The organism is Coriobacteriaceae bacterium (assembly GCA_025992705.1).
GTDB lineage: Bacteria > Actinomycetota > Coriobacteriia > Coriobacteriales > QAMH01 > QAMH01.
On sequence record DAJPGJ010000001.1, the window covers coordinates 834,287 to 851,670 of the forward strand.

A 17,384-nucleotide genomic window follows, 5' to 3' on the forward strand; every position below is an offset into this window, starting at 1 on the left:
GTCGGCCTGCGCCCCGTACGAGAAGAGAGGTGCGCTATGCAAACTCCAGCTGAGCTCAACGCCCGAACGAGGGCGAAGTACGGAATGCTCATCGATTACCAGTGGTGCACGGGTTGCCACTCCTGCGAGATCGCTTGCCAGATGGAGCACGGCTTGCCCGTAGGACAGACTGGCATCATGGTCCACGACATGGGCCACTGGCCCCTCGAGGAGGGTGGCGATGACTGGCAGTTTGGCTATCTTGCCGCCCCCAACTCCGTGTGCGACACCTGCGCACACAGGCGCTCCCTGGGCAAACCGCCCACCTGCGTGCAGCATTGCCAGGCGCAGTGCATCGAATTCGGCCCCATCGATGAGATGGCCGAGAAAGCCAAGGAGCACAAGGACTACGTCCTGTTTGCCCTCGGTAAGTAAGCACGAAATGCCTCCGGCGTCTTGGGTGGGACGCCGGAGGGCACCCAATCATGGAAACAACTGGTCTTATGGGAGGGATAATGTCAATCGTGAAATATGGTGTTCTGGATAGGCAGACCACCAATACGGAGCGCTGGCTCGCCTTTGCCGCGCTTTTTCTGTTCGGCTTCACGGCCTCATGCAACCTCTTCAAGGCATCTCCGATTATGCCCGTGCTAGGTTCCGCCCTGGGAATCGATGCCGCCATGATCGGACTCATCATGACCTTCTATTCGATTGCCGCCGTCATCTTCGCGCCCATTAGCGCGCTTGTCATGCGCAAGGTCGGTGTCAAATTCATGGTCGTGGCATCCTGCATCATCATGATCATCGGTACCCTCATTAGCTGGCTAGCCGGTGATAACGCTGCCATTTTCTTTACTGGACGTGCTATTGAGGGCGTTGCCTATGGCCTAATTTGCGTTTGTGGTCCCAATATCTTGCCGAGGCTCTTCCCACGCAAGCAGATGGGTATGGCCGTTGGCATCTGGTCACAGTGGATTCCCTGCGGAACCATCATCGCGTTCTTTACGGCTCCGGTTATATTCGATGCGACTGGCGCATGGCAGAATATCTGGCTCGCGACGTTGATCCTAGAGGTTATCGCTCTCATCGGGCTTGTCGTGTTCGTGAAGATGCCCGCGAAGAACGAGAACACGATTGTTGCGGGCAATGCCGATGTCGAGGCGAAGCACGGCAAGCAATTCCCGGCTTCGGGCTTTGTCGTCTGCGGTATCTTCCTCATCTGGGTATACGTCTACGTCGTCAATATTAACGGCATGTATCCGACCTTCCTGATGGAGGAGAAAGGCATGAGCATGTTCGACGCCTCCATGCTGCCGAACTGGCTTGCCATCATCACCATTCCATTGGGAATCGTCGCAGGTGTCATATCCGACAAGTTCCCCATTCGCAAGAAGTCCCTTGTGGTCTTCTATATCATCGGCGCCCTGATTTTCTTCTTCCTGGCCTTCACGCCGGGCAAGGACGCCTTCAGTGCATGGGCCTTCTGCATCATCATGGGCATCTGCGCCTCGTTCATCCCAACCTACACTCGAGGCATTACGCCGCTGCTTTGCACGGACTCGATGAAATGCGACATGGCCCTGATGGTCATGGCGCTCGTTACTGGTATTGCACAGTGTCTTGCGTTCCTCGCTTCCACGAGCGTCGCCGTGCTCGGTTGGTTTGCCAATTCGCAGTTCATTTGTGCTCCGCTCATGCTCATCGCCGCTATCGTCGTCCTCATCTTCGTCAAAGACGATAAAGCCGTCGTCGAGATTCGTGAGCTCGAAGAAGCCGAAGCTCTTGCTGAGAAGAAGTGCGATACAAGCAATGCCGAATAAGTTGTAGTCCCTTTCCTCATGATGTCGGGCGTGTTCCCTCCTCTAGCAATGGCGCGCCCGGCATCACCTTTGCGGACTTCGAGGAACTTCGCGGCCCGAGGGCTTGATGCCCCCGGGTCGCTTGTCTCTTACGGGAAACGAGGAGAAACCATGTCTTGCGGATACGCTTGCGTCGGGTGCGGAAAATGCACGGGAACGCCTAAGCCCATGCTCGTAATGGGAACATGCCCCGCTTGTGGGCATCGGAACGCCAGCGATGCGATGCACTGCGACGAATGCGGGCGTCCACTGCCCCCAAGGCCCGGCATGGCCACTGCCAAACCGGTAGGTGCGGAAGACGGAGGCGGGAGTGGCTCCCGCTAGTTGTGTGAGCTGAATGCCCGGCTGCGAGACGGTGTCATACGTGCCATACTGACGCACGACGCTACGGACGGAGACCTTTCATGATTACGATATCGAGCATATTCGAGATGTTGTTTCTCATAGGCTTCGGGCTCTCCTGGCCCATGAATATCGTCAAGGACATTCGCGGGAAGACCTCCAAGGGAAAGAGCCTTATGTTCCTGGTCTTCGCGCTCTTTGCCTATGCCTGCGGAATCCTCTCGAAGCTCACCGCCGAGACCATCTCCTTCGTCCTGATCTTCTACATCATCAACGCCGTGATGGTTGTAATCGACACCGTCTTCTGGTTTGTGAATCACAAGCGCGATCTCATGTACGATGCCGAAGGGCAGGTATGCATCGAGGTCGTGGAGGAGATAACGTGCCCCTACGGATACGAGTGCGAAAGGCTCATCGTCGCGAGTGGCAAATAGGCTGTGGGAACGGTCGGCGTGGTAGTATAGCTATCTGGACACGACGAACGTTACGCTCGCCTTGCCCGTCACGTATTGGTAGAAGCAATTAATGAGACAGTTACTCTGAGCAACTGTCTCATTTTGAGGGTGTCGATGAAGACCGAAGATTTTGATTACGAATTACCCGAAAAGTTCATAGCACAGCAGCCGGCCATTCCGCGTGATTCCTGCAAGCTCATGGTCGTGAGCCGCGATGGAAGCCTCGAACATCGCGTCTTTCGCGATATCGGGGAGTATCTGCATCCGGGCGACCTGCTCGTCGTGAACGAGACGCGCGTGCTGCCGGCTCGCTTGCTTGGTCATAAGAAGGGTACGGGCGGAGCAGCCGAGGCATTGTTGCTCGACAAGGTGGCAGATGCGCCTGATACCGCCGATGAGCAGACCTGGAATTGCCTGGTCAAGCCCGGCAAGCGCCTCAAGACATGCGCGCGCATGGAGTTCGAGCATGACGGCGAAGTCGTGCTCGAGGGCGAGATCATGGGAATCGACGAGGCGAATGGCTCGCGGTCGGTGCGCTTTACGACGCCGGGGGCCATGAGCGTCGACGAAGCCATTCATTTGGTGGGCCATACACCGCTACCGCCCTATATCAAGGAATACGCCGGTGATGACGAGTTCTACCAGACCGTTTACTCGACCGAGGAGCGAAGCGCTGCGGCACCGACAGCCGGTCTGCATTTTACGGTTGGGCTTCTGGATGAGCTGAAAACCGCCGGCGTTGATATTGCGAGCGTGCATTTGGAGGTGGGACTCGACACCTTCCGAATCGTTTCGGAGGACGATCCGCTCGACCACGAGATGCATACCGAGCTCTACACCGTGCCACCCAAGACAGTGCGGGCGATCAAGGAAGCCAAGGCACGCGGCGGCCGGGTCATTGCCGTGGGCACGACATCGGTGCGCTCGCTCGAGAGCGCGGCGGCTGGCGGCGCGCTCGAACCGTGCACGCGGGCGGCCACGAGTCTCTACATCCTGCCAGGTTACGAGTTCAAGGTATGCGACGCCATCATCACCAATTTCCATGTGCCCAGAAGCACGCTCATGATGCTCGTGAGCGCGTTTTCGGGACGCGAGACGATCATGGATGCTTACGAGACTGCCAAGACCGAGGGTTACCGGTTCTTCAGCTTCGGCGATGCGATGCTGCTGCTGTAGAGGAGCTGATAGATGGCACGGGAAGGGGCGCCGCCTCGACGGTCGCTTCCCGACAGCCCGCTTCGCGGTCTTTACGGCGCGCTCCCTTAGACCTCGGCTCTGCCTCTTCCCGTGCCATATAATGTTCCGATATGCGCCAATAAGGAGTTACACGTGTTCGAATACGATCTGATAGCGACTGACCCCGGATGCGCGGCGCGCCTGGGCTGCCTGCATACGCCCCATGGTGACGTCCAGACGCCGATCTTCATGCCCGTGGGCACGCAGGCAACCGTCAAGGGCATCACCAATCCCCAGCTCGAGGATCTGCACGCGCAGATCATCCTCGCCAACACCTATCATCTGTATTTGAGGCCGGGTATCGACATCATTCGCGAGGCTGGAGGCATTCACGGCTTCATGCATTGGGACCATCCCGTGCTCACCGACAGCGGCGGTTTCCAGATCTTCTCGCTTGCCGATACCCTCGAGCTCGATGCCGATGGCGTGAACTTCCGCTCCATCGTGGATGGCTCCAAGCACCGTTGGACGCCCGAGGACAACATGCGCGTGCAAGAGGCCATTGGCGCCGACATCATCATGCAGCTCGACCAGTGTACGCATTACCCGGCAACCAAGGAGGAGGTCGCCGCGGCCGTCGAGCGTTCGGCGAGCTGGGCGGCCCGGTGCAAGGCGGCACATACGCGCGAGGACCAGGCACTGTTCGGCATCGTGCAGGGTGGCGTCTTCGAGGACCTGCGTCTCGAGAGCGCCCAGCGGGTAAGCGAGCTTGATCTGCCGGGCTACGGCATCGGCGGATACTCCGTGGGCGAGGATCACGAACTCATGCTCGCGCAGCTGGGCACGGTCACGGCTGCACTGCCGGCAAACAAGCCGCGCTACCTCATGGGCGTGGGCAACCCCACGACACTCGTGCGAGCGGTGGCGCTGGGCGTCGACATGTTCGATTGCGTGCTGCCCACTCGCACGGGGCGCATGGGCACGGCGTTTTCGAGCACGGGCCGCATGAACATGCGCAACGCCAAGTACGCGCGTGACTTTGGGCCGCTCGACGAGCAGTGCACGTGCCCGACCTGCCGCAACCACACCCGCGCTTACATCCGACATCTGGTGAAGATGGATGAGATGCTCGGCGGCATCTTGCTCTCGATTCATAACGTGCACTTTCTGCTCGATCTCATGCGACGCGCCCGCGAGGCCATTGCCGCTGGTGAGTATGCGGACTTCGAGCGCGCGTGGATGGAGTCGGAGGCTGCTAACGATTACTAGAGGTATGCTGACGAGAATTGCCGTTTGGGGCACGTTTCGTCGAGCCAAGTCAACTTGGACCTCCGAGTCAGCTTGGGTTCCTATGGCTTTGCCCGAAATGACAGAGGATTTCCATGCTTGCGTTCTCGTGTTGTAAGATGCGGTGTCTATACTGTTGACCACGTTATAACGAATGGCGCATCGCGCCTGTTCATACGAGGAAAGGGGCCTTTTATGGCAACGTCATATGGGGCTTTAATCGCAAAGCGTGTCGCGGGTGTGTTTCTGGCAATCGCACTCGCCGTTTCGTTCATGCCGTTGACCGCATGGGCGCAGCCCGCTCAGGTCGAGGAGCCCGCGGCCCAGGAGGCCGTGGCATCCGATGCTGACGCGGGTCTCGTGGCCCAGGACATCAACATTGCCCAGGGCACTTCCGGCACCTGCGTGTGGCGCATCGAATCTTCGGGTAGGCTCGTGATTGAGCCTAACAACAGTGCCAGTGGTGGCGACCTTGGGGATATCCACTACAACTTTCATAGTGGCGTCGTGAGCGGTGCGGCGGAGTCGAACGCCCCGTGGTATCCCAGGCGCGATAGCATCACGTCCGTCTATATCGCCCCCGGTGTCAGGGGTAACAACACGATGACGGGCCTGTTCTACAATTGCAAGAACCTCACGAACGTCAACATCGCCAACCTCGACACTTCCAAGGTTCGCTATGCAGGTGGCATGTTTGACGGCTGCACCTCGCTTGCCTCGTTCACCATGCCCAACTTCAATTTCAATAACGTCACGGACATCAAGTACATGTTCTACGGCTGCACGGGGCTCAAGAGCCTCGATCTGCGTTATATCGACACCTCGAAGGTCGTCGTCATGGATCGCATGTTCTACGGATGTTCGGCTTTGACCTCGCTCAACCTGAGCGGTTTCAAGACGACGGCGGCAAAGCAGATGTTCGAGATGTTCCGCGCTTGTTCGTCGCTCGCTTCGGTGGACGTCTCGGGATTCGATACGAAGAACGTGACCGAGATGTGGAACATGTTCCGCGACTGCTCGTCGCTCACCGACCTCGACCTTTCCGCGTTCAAGACCGATAGCCTGACGAACATGCGCGACATGTTCTACGGGTGCTCTTCGGTCAAGTCCATCGACATCTCCGGCTTCCGGGTTTCGACTGGTTGCGATCGCGGATCCTCGCTGTTCTACGGTTGTCCTGCTCTCGAGCGCGTGAGCGTGGGCGATGGCTGGACCTTCCAGGGCAGTGGCGGTTTGGGGACTTCGCTGCCCACGGCAACCTGGCTCTCTGGTGCCACCTCCAAGACCTTCACCGCTCGCCAGATTGCCGACGAGCGAAACAACATGGCCGACGTGTACGTGAAGTACCGTCCTTCCACACCGGGTCCCATCATCAGCTATGGTGACGGTCAAAACTGGGCGCATGGTTCCATGGGCGGCGCGGCGTTCCGTTCGACGGGCAAGCTCGCCGACCTCTCGTGCGTGCGCGTGGACGGCAAGATCATCGCCCGCGGCAACTATGAGCAGCGCGATGACGAGGGATCGACGCTCGTCACGCTCAAGCCCTCGTATCTGGAGACGATTGACAACGGGACGCACACGATCGATCTCGTGTTTGCCACGGGAACGGCGAGCGCCAGCTTTAGCGTGAGCGGCAACACGTCGGGTACGGTTCTCGATCCTGTCACCATGTTTCGCCTGTACAACCCCAACAGTGGCGAGCACTTCTACACCTCGAGCACCGTCGAGCGTGACAACTGCGTGAGCGTCGGTTGGAACGATGAGGGTGTGGGCTGGGTGGCGCCTGCCGCCGGAGACCCGGTCTACCGTCTCTACAATCAGTACGGTGGCGAGCACCATTACACGACGAGCGTCGTGGAGCGAGACAATCTCATCAGCGTGGGCTGGAACGACGAAGGCGTGGGCTGGTACTCGGGTGGATCCGTGCGCCTGGATCGCCAGTACAACCCCAACGCCTACGCGAACAACCATAACTATACGTCAAGCGCCGTCGAGAAGGAGAATCTCCTAAGCTTGGGATGGCAGGACGAAGGTACCGCCTGGTACGGCGTGCGGTAGGCTTGCAAGAGCGGCTTTACGCTGGGTCGGCAGCGTTGAGGCGCAGGGCGCAGGCCTGAAGCTCGTCGGCGAGTGCGGGCGTGATGGGCTCGGGGAGCTCCCCGCCCGATTGCAGGGCCTCGTCGAGGGCGAGCATGCGACGCACGAAAGCCTCGTTATCGGCATCGAACATGCGCAGGCGCCGTGCAGCGGCAAGACCGGCGTCAATGTCGTTTGACTGCGCGACACGGCGCAGGTGCAGAATTACGAGGTTGACCGAGCCGTGAAAGCGGCGCTCGATGGGGACTTCGGTCTGGGGCATACGCGTTCGCCTTCCTTAGTCGAGGATAGCGTCGATTTTGGCGACCTTGCTCGTCATGGTATTTGTGTGACCAGGACGGATGTCAGCCTTGAGGATGACTTCGGTGCGGATGCCGCGCTCCGCCAGGACGAAGGTCGCGTCCTTCACGACTCGCATGACCTCGTCATATTCACCTTCGATCTCGGTAAACATCGAATTGGTACGCGAGGGGAGTCCCGAATCGCGGATGACGCGTATGACTTCGGCCACGTATTCGGATAACTCCTCGCCTTCGCCGAAGGGCGCGATGGCGACGGCAACAAGCGCGTTCATGCTAGGCCTCCTCGAGGGTCAGGGGATTGGCGGCGATGTCTTCGGGTGTGGCGCGATACAGCTCGTCGAGGAATGCGACCTTGAAGCTTGCGGGTGCGTCCGTGTGAGCGGCTGCTCGGGTTGCGGCGAGGTTGAAGGCCGCGCTTGCGGTAAGGGCTGCGGTAAAGGGGTCGGCGCAGGCGGCATATACGGCGGCAACGCCTCCGAGTGCACAGCCGAAGCCGGTCACTTTCTCCATGAGAGGTGACCCGCCTTGGGAATGGGCAACAAGCTTCCCATCGGTGATGAGATCGATGGGCCCGGATACGGCGACAGCGCCTTTGATGTGGCGAGCGAGTGCGATGGCAGCGTCACGAGCGCCATCGACGCTGTCGGTGGAGTCGACGCCCTTAACGCCACTGGTTGCATAGTTACCTTCGAGTCCCCAGAGCCTGGCAAGCGCGATGGCTTCGGAGGCGTTACAGCGAATGATGGTGGGCGTGTGTTCCTTCATATGCGCAAGGATGTGTCCGCGCACCTCGCCCAGGCCAATGCCGACGGGATCGAGTACCCAAGGCGTTTCATGTTCGCATAGGGCAGTTGCAGCGCGGCACATTGCCTCTTCGTGGGAGGGCAGGAGTGTGCCCACGTTGATGTAGAATGCCCCGGATTGCGCACCCAGGGCTTCGCCCTCATCGGGCAGATAGACCATCGCGGCAGATCCACCAGCCGCAAGCTGCGCGTTTGCGACAAAGTCGACGGTTACGTAATTGGTAATGGAGCCCGCAAGCGGCGTGCTCTCTTTGACGGCGGATACGGCGGCAAGGATGCGTTCGCGCGTTTGGTCGAGACATTGCATCGGGTTTATCTCCATTCTGGGTAGGGGTGCGAGTTCTCATTCTAGCGCACGGGGGAGATTTCTCCACTCCGCGGCCTGACGGCCGCTCCGGTCGAAATGACAGGGGAGGCGTGGCTTACCTCGCGGACCAGACAAATGTGCCCCGGCGACTTTCGTCTGGTAGACTGCGACGTATGGACGACAAGCCGGCATATGAGTATCCGTTCTTCTCGCACGAGTCGTGTGAGTACTTTCCCTGTCACGAGGGCATTGCCCCGGACGAGTTCAATTGCCTGTTTTGCTACTGTCCTCTCTATGCGCTCGGACCGCGTTGTGGTGGGGATTTCACCTATACCGATGCCGGTGTCAAGGATTGTTCTGCGTGCACGTTGCCGCATCGCGCGGATGCCGGCACGCGCTTGGTGATGGAGCATTATGACGAGCTCAAGGAACTTTCTAAAAAGTGATAAAGGTTGCCTATGTCATTCATCGGAGAATAATACGCGTAAACCGATTTTTTGCATGTATTTGCCGCTGCTAACACACATATTATTAAACTAGATCATATGGAAGAAGCGGGGAAGACAGACAAGGTGTTTCAGTCGATCGAGTGCTCGGATGCCCTCGAACGCTTTCTCTCTTCCGATGAAGGTGCTGGGTCGGGTTACGGTGTTGCCGCATATGTCGGCACGAGTTTCGTCATCTGCCGCATCTACGATCTCCAGACAAACGAGTTGCTCGCCACGCTGCAAAAATCAGGTGACTTTGCCTCGCTTTCGGGTACAAAGCTCAAGAATACGCTGGCTGATGTGCTCGATGAGCTTGCCGAGCAAGCGCATGTCTCGCTTTCAAAGATTAACGTTGCCGTTGTGAGTGGCACGACGGCCATGGAAAGCAAGGTTGCCGGTCTCGAGCAGCCCGAGCTTCTACATGACCTCGAGGAGGAGCTGGGGGAGTTCGGCCGCGATGTCGAGTACATGCTCGCCGGATCGAACTCGATTGCCGTCGGACAAGCCTACTTCGTGCCGTGTCTTGCCGCGGAGGTGGGCGGCGATGTCATCTGCAACTTGCTTGCCATCGACATACTCGGCGCCGATAAGCCACAGCTCATCGTCAACACGGGCTCGCGCGGTACATCCGGCATCGTGCTCGTGTACGGCAGCAAAGACAAGCTTTCGGTATGCGTCGTCCCCGACGGCGTCAGCACCAAGGACGCCATGGGCCGCCTGCTTGAGGTGTGCCAGGCCGAGCTTGGGCATATCGAGCGCATGCTCGTGTCGGGCGATGTCGATGTTGAGGTTCCGTCCGAGCTAAGCGATAAGACGCAGCGTGTGCCCGATGCCGCGATTGAGGAAACGAGCGCCGTGCTGCTGAGCGAAGCGGCCGAGGACGAACTCTGCCGCATCGTGTCCTCGTGCAACATCATCGAGGTATAACAAGCTGCAGAAATAATAGGTATACTCCATCACTCTACTGTGATAGAGTGATGGATGTTGCGCTATAGTGTGCAATCACGCGATTTGAAGGAGAACGCACGATGATTCCCAAAACGCCGCGCGGCTTTCGCGACGTGCTGCCCACCGAAGCGGCATGGCGACGCTCGACGAGCGATGTCGTTTGCAGGCAGTTTGAGCTGTGGGGCTATCAGCCCATCGAGACGCCGGCCGTTGAGCTTGCCGCCGTGCTCGATGAGGCGCGTAGTCTCGATAATACGGCCGCACAGTTTACGACGAGTGCCGAAGCGCCATTTCGCTTCTTCGACAGTGACAGTAACCTCGTCGTGTTGCGTCCGGATGTGACCATTCCCGTGGCGCGTTTGGCTGCGACGCGCCTGCGCGAGAAACTCGGTCCGTTCCGCTTTTACTATAGCGAGCCCGTTTTCACCGAGCGTGCGTCCACGTATGGCCAAGAACGTCAGTTCACGCAGCTGGGCATCGAGTTCATCGGACGCGCGGGCTATATCGCCGACGCCGAGGTTCTGAGCGTGTGCATGGAGGCGCTCGCGGCGGCTGGCGTGCGTGACTTCACCGTGGCCATAGGCACGGTCGGCGTGCTCAACGCGCTCGTGCGCTCGGCATGCGACGATGACGTGTGGCGTGACCAGGTGCTGCGCGCCTTCCACAAGTCCGACATGGTCGCCGTGGACGCGCTCAGTTGCGCCGATGGCGTCAAGCCGACGTACGGGAGGGCCATCGCCCAGCTCGCGCGCATACGCGGTGGGGCGGAGGCGTTCGAGGCCTGCCGTGCGATTTGCGAGCCGCTCGGCTGCGTCGATGGGCTCGACGAGCTCGAGAAGACCTACGAGCTGGTCATCGCCAATACGCGAAGTGGCAAGCTCATCGTCGATTTTTCGATTGTCTCGTCCTTCGACTATTACACCGGCCTCGTCTTCAAGGCGTACGCGCCGCAAGTGCCGGCTTCGCTTGCAAGTGGCGGGCGCTACGACACCACGCTTGCGGCCTTTGGACGCAATGAGCCGGCTGCTGGCTTTGCCATCGGCCTGGAGCGCGTCCTGGCCGCCATCGAGGCCCAAGGTGCCACGCCACCGGATACACGCGCACAGGAAACGCTGCATGGCAATGATCCCTATGAACTCTTCGCGCAGGCGGCACGCTTGCGCGAGCAGGGCATTCGCGTCGAGTTGGGTGGTGAGTAGCATGGAGCGGAGAAACTTGCGCATCGCCGTGTCGAAGGGCTCGCTCTTCGGCGACGCGGTGGAGCTGCTGACCGAGGCGGGCCTCGATACCACGGGCCTGGCTGATCCGGGTAGACGTCTCATCATCTCGAACCCCGGCGTCGACTTCATCATCGTGCGGCCGACGGATGCCCCGGTCTTCGTCACCTACGGCGGAGCCGACTGCGGCATTTGCGGCAAGGACACGCTTGTCGAAGCGGGGCTTTCGGTCATGGAGCTCGTGGACCTCAAGTTCGGATACTGTCGCTTCATCGTGGCCGAGCCCGAGGAGCGCCGTGGCGTTGCCGAGGAGAACTACGAGCGTCTTGGGGTGCTGCGCATCGCCACGAAGTACCCCAACATCACGCGCTCCTTCTTCGAGAAGAAGGGCGTGCAGGTCGACGTCATCAAGATGCATGGCAACATCGAGCTCGCGCCGCTTGTGGGCATGGCCGACCGTATCGTCGACATCACGGCGACGGGCACGACGCTGCGTGAGAACAATTTGCGCATCGTTGACGAGGTGCTTTCGTCAACGGCGCGTTTCATCGCGAATTCCGCATCTGTGCGCACCGATGCGCGCGTGCGCGAACTGGCGGCGCGACTCGAGGACCTGACGCGGGATCGTGACGTGAGCTTGAGTTGAGACAACGGGCAACGTGCCTGGCACGCTGTCTCATATTGTGGACAAGTGACTCGTTTTGACGAGGGAAGGACGGAAGATGAGGACGATCGTACTGGAAGAGGGGCAGAGCTTCGATGCGTCGCTGCTCGAGAGGGACAGCGCATTCGATGCCGAAGCGCTCAAGGCAGCCACCGACATCGTCGATACCGTGCGCCGCGAGGGCGACGCGGCCCTGCGCGCGTATTCGGAGCGCTTCGACGGCGTGACGCTCGAGGAGCTCGAGGTGAGCGACGAGGAAATCGACGCCGCGCTCGCGACGGTCGACGAGGAGTTCCTGCGCTCGATCGAGTATGCGGCCGACAACATCGCCGAGTTCCATCAGCGCCAGCTGCAGCAGTCGTGGTTCACGACGCGTGATGACGGTGCCATCACCGGCCAGCGCTTCACGCCCCTCGAGCGTGCGGGCATCTACGTGCCCGGCGGACGCGCCCAGTACCCTTCGACCGTACTCATGAATGCGATTCCGGCATCTGTGGCTGGTGTGGACGAGATCATCATGTGCACGCCTCCGTCCAAGGATGGCACGGTCAATCCCTACACGCTCGCTGCCGCGTCCGTGGCTGGCGTGGACCGCATCTTCAAGGTGGGCGGGGCCCAGGCCATCGCCGCAATGGCCTATGGCACCGATACGATTCCCAAGGTCGATAAGGTGACCGGACCGGGCAATGCGTTCGTTGCGGCTGCCAAGAAGCTCGTCAACGGCGACGTTGGTATCGACATGATCGCCGGTCCCTCCGAGGTGTGCGTGGTGGCCGACGAGAGCGCCGTGCCCGAGTTCATCGCCATCGACCTCATGGCGCAGGCCGAACATGACCCAAAGGCAACATGTTACTTAATCACGACCGAGGAGGGCATGCTCGATGACATCGACGCCGCGCTCGAGACACTGCTCGAGCAGTCTCCGCGCCGCGAGATCACCGAGGCATCGCTCGAACACGGGCTCGTCGTCGTCTGCAAGACGCTTACGCAGGTCTTCGAGACGGTCAACGTGATCGCGCCCGAGCACCTCGAGATCAACATGTCTGATCCATGGGAGCTTCTGGGGGCGGTGCGCAATGCCGGCGCCATCTTCCTCGGCTCCTGGACGCCCGAGGCCGTGGGCGATTACGCGGCTGGTCCCAACCACACGCTGCCGACCGGCGGCACCGCCGCGTTCTCGAGTCCGCTTTCGGTCGATGACTTCGTGAAGCGCTCCTCGGTGCTGAGCTATTCCTTCGATGCGCTCGAGGCCGATGCCGACGCCGTCATGACCATGGCAGCTCGCGAGGGACTCTGGGCGCACGGACGCTCGGTTGACCTGCGTCTCAAGTTCATGGAGTACGTGACCGAGCAATTGGCTGGCGAGGACGAAGAGCACGAATGCGGTTGCGGTTGCGACCATGACCACGTCGAGGAGTAGACGCGCATGAGAGAGGTGCGGCGTAGCGCCGACGCGCTCGTGGGGATGCTTCCCTACGACCCCAAGTACAAGAAAAGCAACACATTGCTTTCTGCAAACGAGAGCCCGCTCAACGTGCCCGATGAGGTGCTTGAGGCGGTTATCGAGCGCATGCGTACGCTCGATTTCAACCGCTACCCTGATCCGCTCGCCAATGCGCTGCGCGTTGCGATCGCCGAATGGCATGGCCTCAAGGCGGCTAACGTGCTCGTTGGCAATGGTGGCGACGAGCTGCTCTACGACATCTTCGCCGCCTGGGGAGGGCCGGACCGCGCGTTCTTGAACTTTCCGCCCACGTTCTCGGTGTACGAAACGAATGCCGTGCTCACGAACACGCAGGTTGTCAACCTGCCGCGTAGCCAGGATGACTGGTCCATTGACGTGGACCGCGCCTGTGAGCGTCTGGCCAAGGGTGACATCGACATCGTCGTCATCACGAACCCGAACAATCCGACGGGTACGCTGACGCCGCTCGAGGACATTTGCCGCATTCTGGATGCGAGTGATGCACTCGTGCTCGTGGACGAGGCATACGGCGAGTTTGCGGATGAGAGCGCGGCCAAGCTGCTCGACGAGTACGAGAACCTGCTCATCCTGCATACCTTCTCGAAAGCGTACCGCTGCGCAGGTATCCGCCTGGGGTATTTCCTCGGCAATCCGAGCGTGATCAACGAGTTCAAGAAGGTGCGCCAGCCTTATTCGGTCGATGCGATCAGCCAGATCGTGGGCGAGGAAGTCGTGCGCCATCGCGAGCTGTTTGCAGAGGGTATCGCGCAGACACGCGTCGAGCGCGATCGCCTTATTGCGGCACTCTCGCAGCTCGACAAGGTCACAGTGTATCCGAGCGAGGCTAACTTCGTGATGCTCAAGCTCCCGTTTGCGGTGCGCACCTGGAACGACCTGGACGAGAAGCATTCGGTGCTCGTGCGCAACGTGTCGGGGGAGAATCACCTGGCTGGTTGCCTGCGCGTGACGGTGGGCACTTCCGAGGAAAACGATCGCTTCCTCGACGCGCTCAAGACCGAGCTCGACGACCTGGCGAATCAACGATAGGGACGCAGGAGGGGTTCACATATGGGACGTTGCTCCGAGATTACGCGTACGACGCGCGAGACGGACATCACGATACGACTTGACCTCGATGGCACGGGGGTTACCGACATCGACACTGGCGTGCCGTTCTTCGATCACATGCTCGACGCCTTCGGGCGTCACGGGCTCTTTGACCTTACCGTGCACGCTACGGGCGACGTGGATGTCGAGGCGCATCATACGGTCGAGGATTGCGGCATCGTGCTCGGGCAGTGCTTTGCGCAGGCGCTTGGAGATTGTCGCGGCATCGTGCGCTACGGTTCGATCATTCTGCCGATGGACGAGGCGCTCGTCATGGCGGCGGTCGACATTTCCGGCCGCGGCCAGTTGCACTACGACGTCGAGATGACCTGCCCGCTGCTCGGCAGCTTCGACGTGACGCTCGCGCAGGAGTTCTTCATCGCGCTGGCTGCCAATATGGGCGCTACGCTCAACATCCGCTCGGTGACCGGGCGCAACATGCATCACATTCTCGAGGCGGCCTTCAAGGCGGCAGCGCGTGCCATCAGCGCGGCCGTGGCCATCAACTCGCGCATCGCCAACGAGGTCCCCTCGACCAAGGGCGTGCTGTAATGGCCGCCACGATTGCCGTCGTCGACTACTGCAAGGGCAACTTGGCAAGCGTTCAGCGTGGTCTTGCCGACGCGGGCTTCGACGCGCGCATCACCGACAGCCCCGCTGACATCCTTGCCGCCGATGGCGTGGTGCTGCCTGGCGTGGGCGCTTTCACCGATGCGATGACGACGATGGAGGGGACGGGACAGGCTGACGCATTGCGTACGACCGTGGCCGACGGAGTGCCGTTTCTGGGGATTTGCCTCGGCATGCACCTGCTCTTCGATTGGGGCGACGAGGGTCAGCCTGAGGGCGAGCGCCTGGCGGGATTGGGTGTATTGCCCGGCCATATCGAGCGCATGGCGGCGTTCGACGCGACGGGGGTTAAGCACAAGATTCCGCACGTGGGCTGGAACTCGATCGAATATGTCGACGGGCTAGCGTGTCCCGAGGGCGTGGGGCGACTTTTCGACGGCATCGAAGATGGCGAACACTTCTACTTCACGCATTCATATTGCGCAGTTCCCGATGACCAGGGCGATTTGGTGGCGACGAGCGAGCACGCGCGGCGTTTTGCCTGCGCCGTGGCGCGTGACAATGTCTTCGGAGTGCAATTCCATCCCGAGAAGTCCTCTCACCTGGGCCTACGGTTGCTCGAGAACTTCGGCGGGATTGTCGAGAGCGCATAAAGCTGCTCAGAATTAGATGTTTTGACTAAGAAAGTGTATTTGACCAAGATACGGGAAGAAACGGCAGGTAGATCATGATTCTCGTCCCCGCAATCGACATTCTCGATGGACGTGCAGTGCGCCTCAAGAAGGGCGACTACGCGCAGGTGACCGTCTACAACGATGATGCCGTTGCACAGGCACACCTCTTTGAGGAAGCGGGAGCGCAGCGTATCCATATCGTTGACCTCGATGGCGCCCGAGACGGAGCGCCCACTAACATGAACATCATCGCGCGCATCGCCCGCGAGACGAACGTCGAGATCGAAATTGGCGGTGGCATTCGCAGCATGGAGACGATCGAGCGCTATCTCGATGCAGGGGCGACGCGGCTCGTGCTCGGCAGTGCGCTCGTGCGCGATCCCGATCTTTGCGAGTGTGCCGTGGCAGCTTATGCCGATAACATCGTCGCCGGCATTGACGCCAAGGATGGCATGGTGGCCATCGAGGGCTGGTGCGAGGGGACGAGCACGCCGGCGGCAGAGCTCGTGGCCGAGCTCAAGGACCGGGGCATTCACGAGCTCGTCTACACTGACATCGCGCGCGATGGCATGCAGACGGGTATCGATGCAGCTGCCTATGGGCGGCTTGCGCAGGTCGCGGGTTTTCCGATCACGGCATCCGGTGGCGTGGCCACGCTTGCGGACATCTACGCGCTCGGAGAGCTTCCTGCAGGTAGCATCGATGGTGTCATTACCGGTCGTGCCATCTATGAGGGCGCCTTCACCGTTGAAGAGGGTGTCGCGGCATGCAAGGAGGCGAGCGCACGATGCTGACGAAGCGCGTCATCCCATGTCTGGACGTGAAGGACGGGCGCGTCGTCAAGGGCGTGAACTTCGTCAACTTGCGCGATGCGGGCGATCCGGTAGATTTGGCAAATGCGTACGACGAACAAGGTGCCGACGAGGTCATCTTCCTCGATATCACGGCGACCCACGAAGGACGTAAGACGACCATCGCAATGGCATCGCGTGCGAGCGAGGAAGTGCACATTCCCTATGCCGTGGGCGGCGGTTTCAAGTGCGTCGATGATATGCGGCAGATGATTGCCGCGGGCGCTGACAAGGTGTCGCTCAACTCCGCGGCATTAGCCGACCCCTCGATCATCACCGCCGGGGCGCTTGCGTTTGGTAGCCAGGCGATTTTGGTCGCTATCGACGCCAAAAGGGCATCGGATGGCTCGGATAGGTGGACGGCGTACGTGCACGGCGGACGCAAGGACACGGGTATCGACGCCATCGAATGGGCCCGCGAGGCAGCTCGTCGCGGTGCCGGCGAGATCTTGCTTACGAGCATGGACTGCGACGGCTCCAAGGATGGCTTCGACATCGCGCTCACGCGCACGGTCGCACGCGCAGTGGATATCCCGGTCATCGCGAGTGGTGGCGTGGGCAAGCTCGAACACTTCGCCGAAGGCATCATCGAGGGCGAGGCCGATGCCGTGCTTGCGGCGAGTGTCTTTCACTTCGGCGAGCTCACGGTACGCCAGGTGAAGGAGTACATGGCGAAGCAGGGGATACCCGTGCGGCTGTGATGCGAATACGGGGTATCTGCTGAGGCTCGCGGTAAGCGTGACATGGCATACGCCAGAGCTCAGAAGACCATTCGCTCTGGTCGCATGCCATG

At 60.3% G+C, this 17,384-nt stretch carries 19 protein-coding genes; 16 read left to right on the plus strand and 3 right to left on the minus strand.

What is annotated here, in order from left to right; all coding sequences use genetic code 11:
* Nucleotides 1-36 precede the first annotated feature (36 nt).
* From OIM11_03715 to OIM11_03740, 6 genes are all read left to right on the plus strand, one after another.
* Nucleotides 37-414: a hypothetical protein gene (locus OIM11_03715; GenBank protein ID HJJ00238.1), complete on the plus strand. Its 378-nt coding sequence runs from the start codon at nt 37-39 to the stop codon at nt 412-414.
* Nucleotides 415-494: 80 nt separating this feature from the next.
* On the plus strand, nt 495-1,799 hold the full coding sequence (locus OIM11_03720) for an MFS transporter (GenBank protein HJJ00239.1): 1,305 nt from the start codon (nt 495-497) through the stop codon (nt 1,797-1,799).
* A 443-nt stretch (nt 1,800-2,242) separates the two neighbouring features.
* Complete coding sequence (locus OIM11_03725; GenBank protein ID HJJ00240.1) at nt 2,243-2,614, plus strand: hypothetical protein; 372 nt, start codon at nt 2,243-2,245, stop codon at nt 2,612-2,614.
* Between the two features lie 135 nt (nt 2,615-2,749).
* The gene (gene queA, locus OIM11_03730) at nt 2,750-3,811 is read left to right on the plus strand and encodes a tRNA preQ1(34) S-adenosylmethionine ribosyltransferase-isomerase QueA (GenBank protein HJJ00241.1); all 1,062 of its coding nucleotides are present in this window, start codon (nt 2,750-2,752) and stop codon (nt 3,809-3,811) included.
* 153 nt (nt 3,812-3,964) lie between these two features.
* Nucleotides 3,965-5,080 (plus strand): tRNA guanosine(34) transglycosylase Tgt, encoded by a 1,116-nt coding sequence (tgt, locus tag OIM11_03735; GenBank protein ID HJJ00242.1) that lies wholly within the window; start codon nt 3,965-3,967, stop codon nt 5,078-5,080.
* Between the two features lie 213 nt (nt 5,081-5,293).
* Nucleotides 5,294-7,156 (plus strand): BspA family leucine-rich repeat surface protein, encoded by a 1,863-nt coding sequence (locus tag OIM11_03740; GenBank protein ID HJJ00243.1) that lies wholly within the window; start codon nt 5,294-5,296, stop codon nt 7,154-7,156.
* 16 nt (nt 7,157-7,172) lie between these two features.
* On the opposite strand, the gene OIM11_03745 is transcribed toward OIM11_03740, so the two are convergent.
* Genes OIM11_03745 through thiM form a run of 3 tightly spaced genes read right to left on the minus strand, consistent with a single transcriptional unit; the run spans nt 7,173 to nt 8,607 of the window.
* The gene (locus tag OIM11_03745; GenBank protein HJJ00244.1) at nt 7,173-7,457 is read right to left on the minus strand and encodes a hypothetical protein; all 285 of its coding nucleotides are present in this window, start codon (nt 7,455-7,457) and stop codon (nt 7,173-7,175) included.
* Nucleotides 7,458-7,472: 15 nt separating this feature from the next.
* Nucleotides 7,473-7,769: an MTH1187 family thiamine-binding protein gene (locus tag OIM11_03750; protein HJJ00245.1), complete on the minus strand. Its 297-nt coding sequence runs from the start codon at nt 7,767-7,769 to the stop codon at nt 7,473-7,475.
* A 1-nt stretch (nt 7,770) separates the two neighbouring features.
* Nucleotides 7,771-8,607 (minus strand): hydroxyethylthiazole kinase, encoded by an 837-nt coding sequence (gene thiM / locus OIM11_03755; GenBank protein ID HJJ00246.1) that lies wholly within the window; start codon nt 8,605-8,607, stop codon nt 7,771-7,773.
* A 173-nt stretch (nt 8,608-8,780) separates the two neighbouring features.
* On the opposite strand from thiM, the gene OIM11_03760 reads away from it, so the two are divergent.
* From OIM11_03760 to hisF, 10 genes are all read left to right on the plus strand, one after another.
* Complete coding sequence (locus tag OIM11_03760) at nt 8,781-9,053, plus strand: cysteine-rich small domain-containing protein (protein HJJ00247.1); 273 nt, start codon at nt 8,781-8,783, stop codon at nt 9,051-9,053.
* 126 nt (nt 9,054-9,179) lie between these two features.
* Nucleotides 9,180-10,022, plus strand: a complete 843-nt coding sequence (locus OIM11_03765) for a hypothetical protein (protein ID HJJ00248.1) — start codon at nt 9,180-9,182, stop codon at nt 10,020-10,022.
* A gap of 101 nt (nt 10,023-10,123) precedes the next feature.
* Nucleotides 10,124-11,242: an ATP phosphoribosyltransferase regulatory subunit gene (locus OIM11_03770; protein ID HJJ00249.1), complete on the plus strand. Its 1,119-nt coding sequence runs from the start codon at nt 10,124-10,126 to the stop codon at nt 11,240-11,242.
* Between the two features lies 1 nt (nt 11,243).
* The gene (gene hisG / locus OIM11_03775; GenBank protein ID HJJ00250.1) at nt 11,244-11,906 is read left to right on the plus strand and encodes an ATP phosphoribosyltransferase; all 663 of its coding nucleotides are present in this window, start codon (nt 11,244-11,246) and stop codon (nt 11,904-11,906) included.
* Between the two features lie 76 nt (nt 11,907-11,982).
* Nucleotides 11,983-13,344, plus strand: a complete 1,362-nt coding sequence (gene hisD, locus OIM11_03780; protein HJJ00251.1) for a histidinol dehydrogenase — start codon at nt 11,983-11,985, stop codon at nt 13,342-13,344.
* A gap of 6 nt (nt 13,345-13,350) precedes the next feature.
* Entirely contained in the window at nt 13,351-14,436 is a 1,086-nt protein-coding gene (hisC, locus tag OIM11_03785; GenBank protein HJJ00252.1) for a histidinol-phosphate transaminase, read from the plus strand.
* Nucleotides 14,437-14,457: 21 nt separating this feature from the next.
* Nucleotides 14,458-15,048, plus strand: coding sequence for an imidazoleglycerol-phosphate dehydratase HisB (gene hisB / locus OIM11_03790; GenBank protein ID HJJ00253.1), 591 nt, complete (start codon nt 14,458-14,460; stop codon nt 15,046-15,048).
* Nucleotides 15,048-15,719 carry an imidazole glycerol phosphate synthase subunit HisH gene (gene hisH / locus OIM11_03795; GenBank protein HJJ00254.1) on the plus strand — a complete coding sequence of 224 codons (672 nt, stop codon included), beginning with the start codon at nt 15,048-15,050 and terminating at the stop codon, nt 15,717-15,719. Before hisB ends, hisH begins: the two co-directional genes overlap by 1 nt.
* Nucleotides 15,720-15,793: 74 nt before the next feature.
* Nucleotides 15,794-16,534, plus strand: a complete 741-nt coding sequence (hisA, locus tag OIM11_03800; GenBank protein ID HJJ00255.1) for a 1-(5-phosphoribosyl)-5-[(5-phosphoribosylamino)methylideneamino]imidazole-4-carboxamide isomerase — start codon at nt 15,794-15,796, stop codon at nt 16,532-16,534.
* The gene (gene hisF / locus OIM11_03805) at nt 16,528-17,292 is read left to right on the plus strand and encodes an imidazole glycerol phosphate synthase subunit HisF (GenBank protein ID HJJ00256.1); all 765 of its coding nucleotides are present in this window, start codon (nt 16,528-16,530) and stop codon (nt 17,290-17,292) included. Before hisA ends, hisF begins: the two co-directional genes overlap by 7 nt.
* Nucleotides 17,293-17,384: the final 92 nt, after the last annotated feature.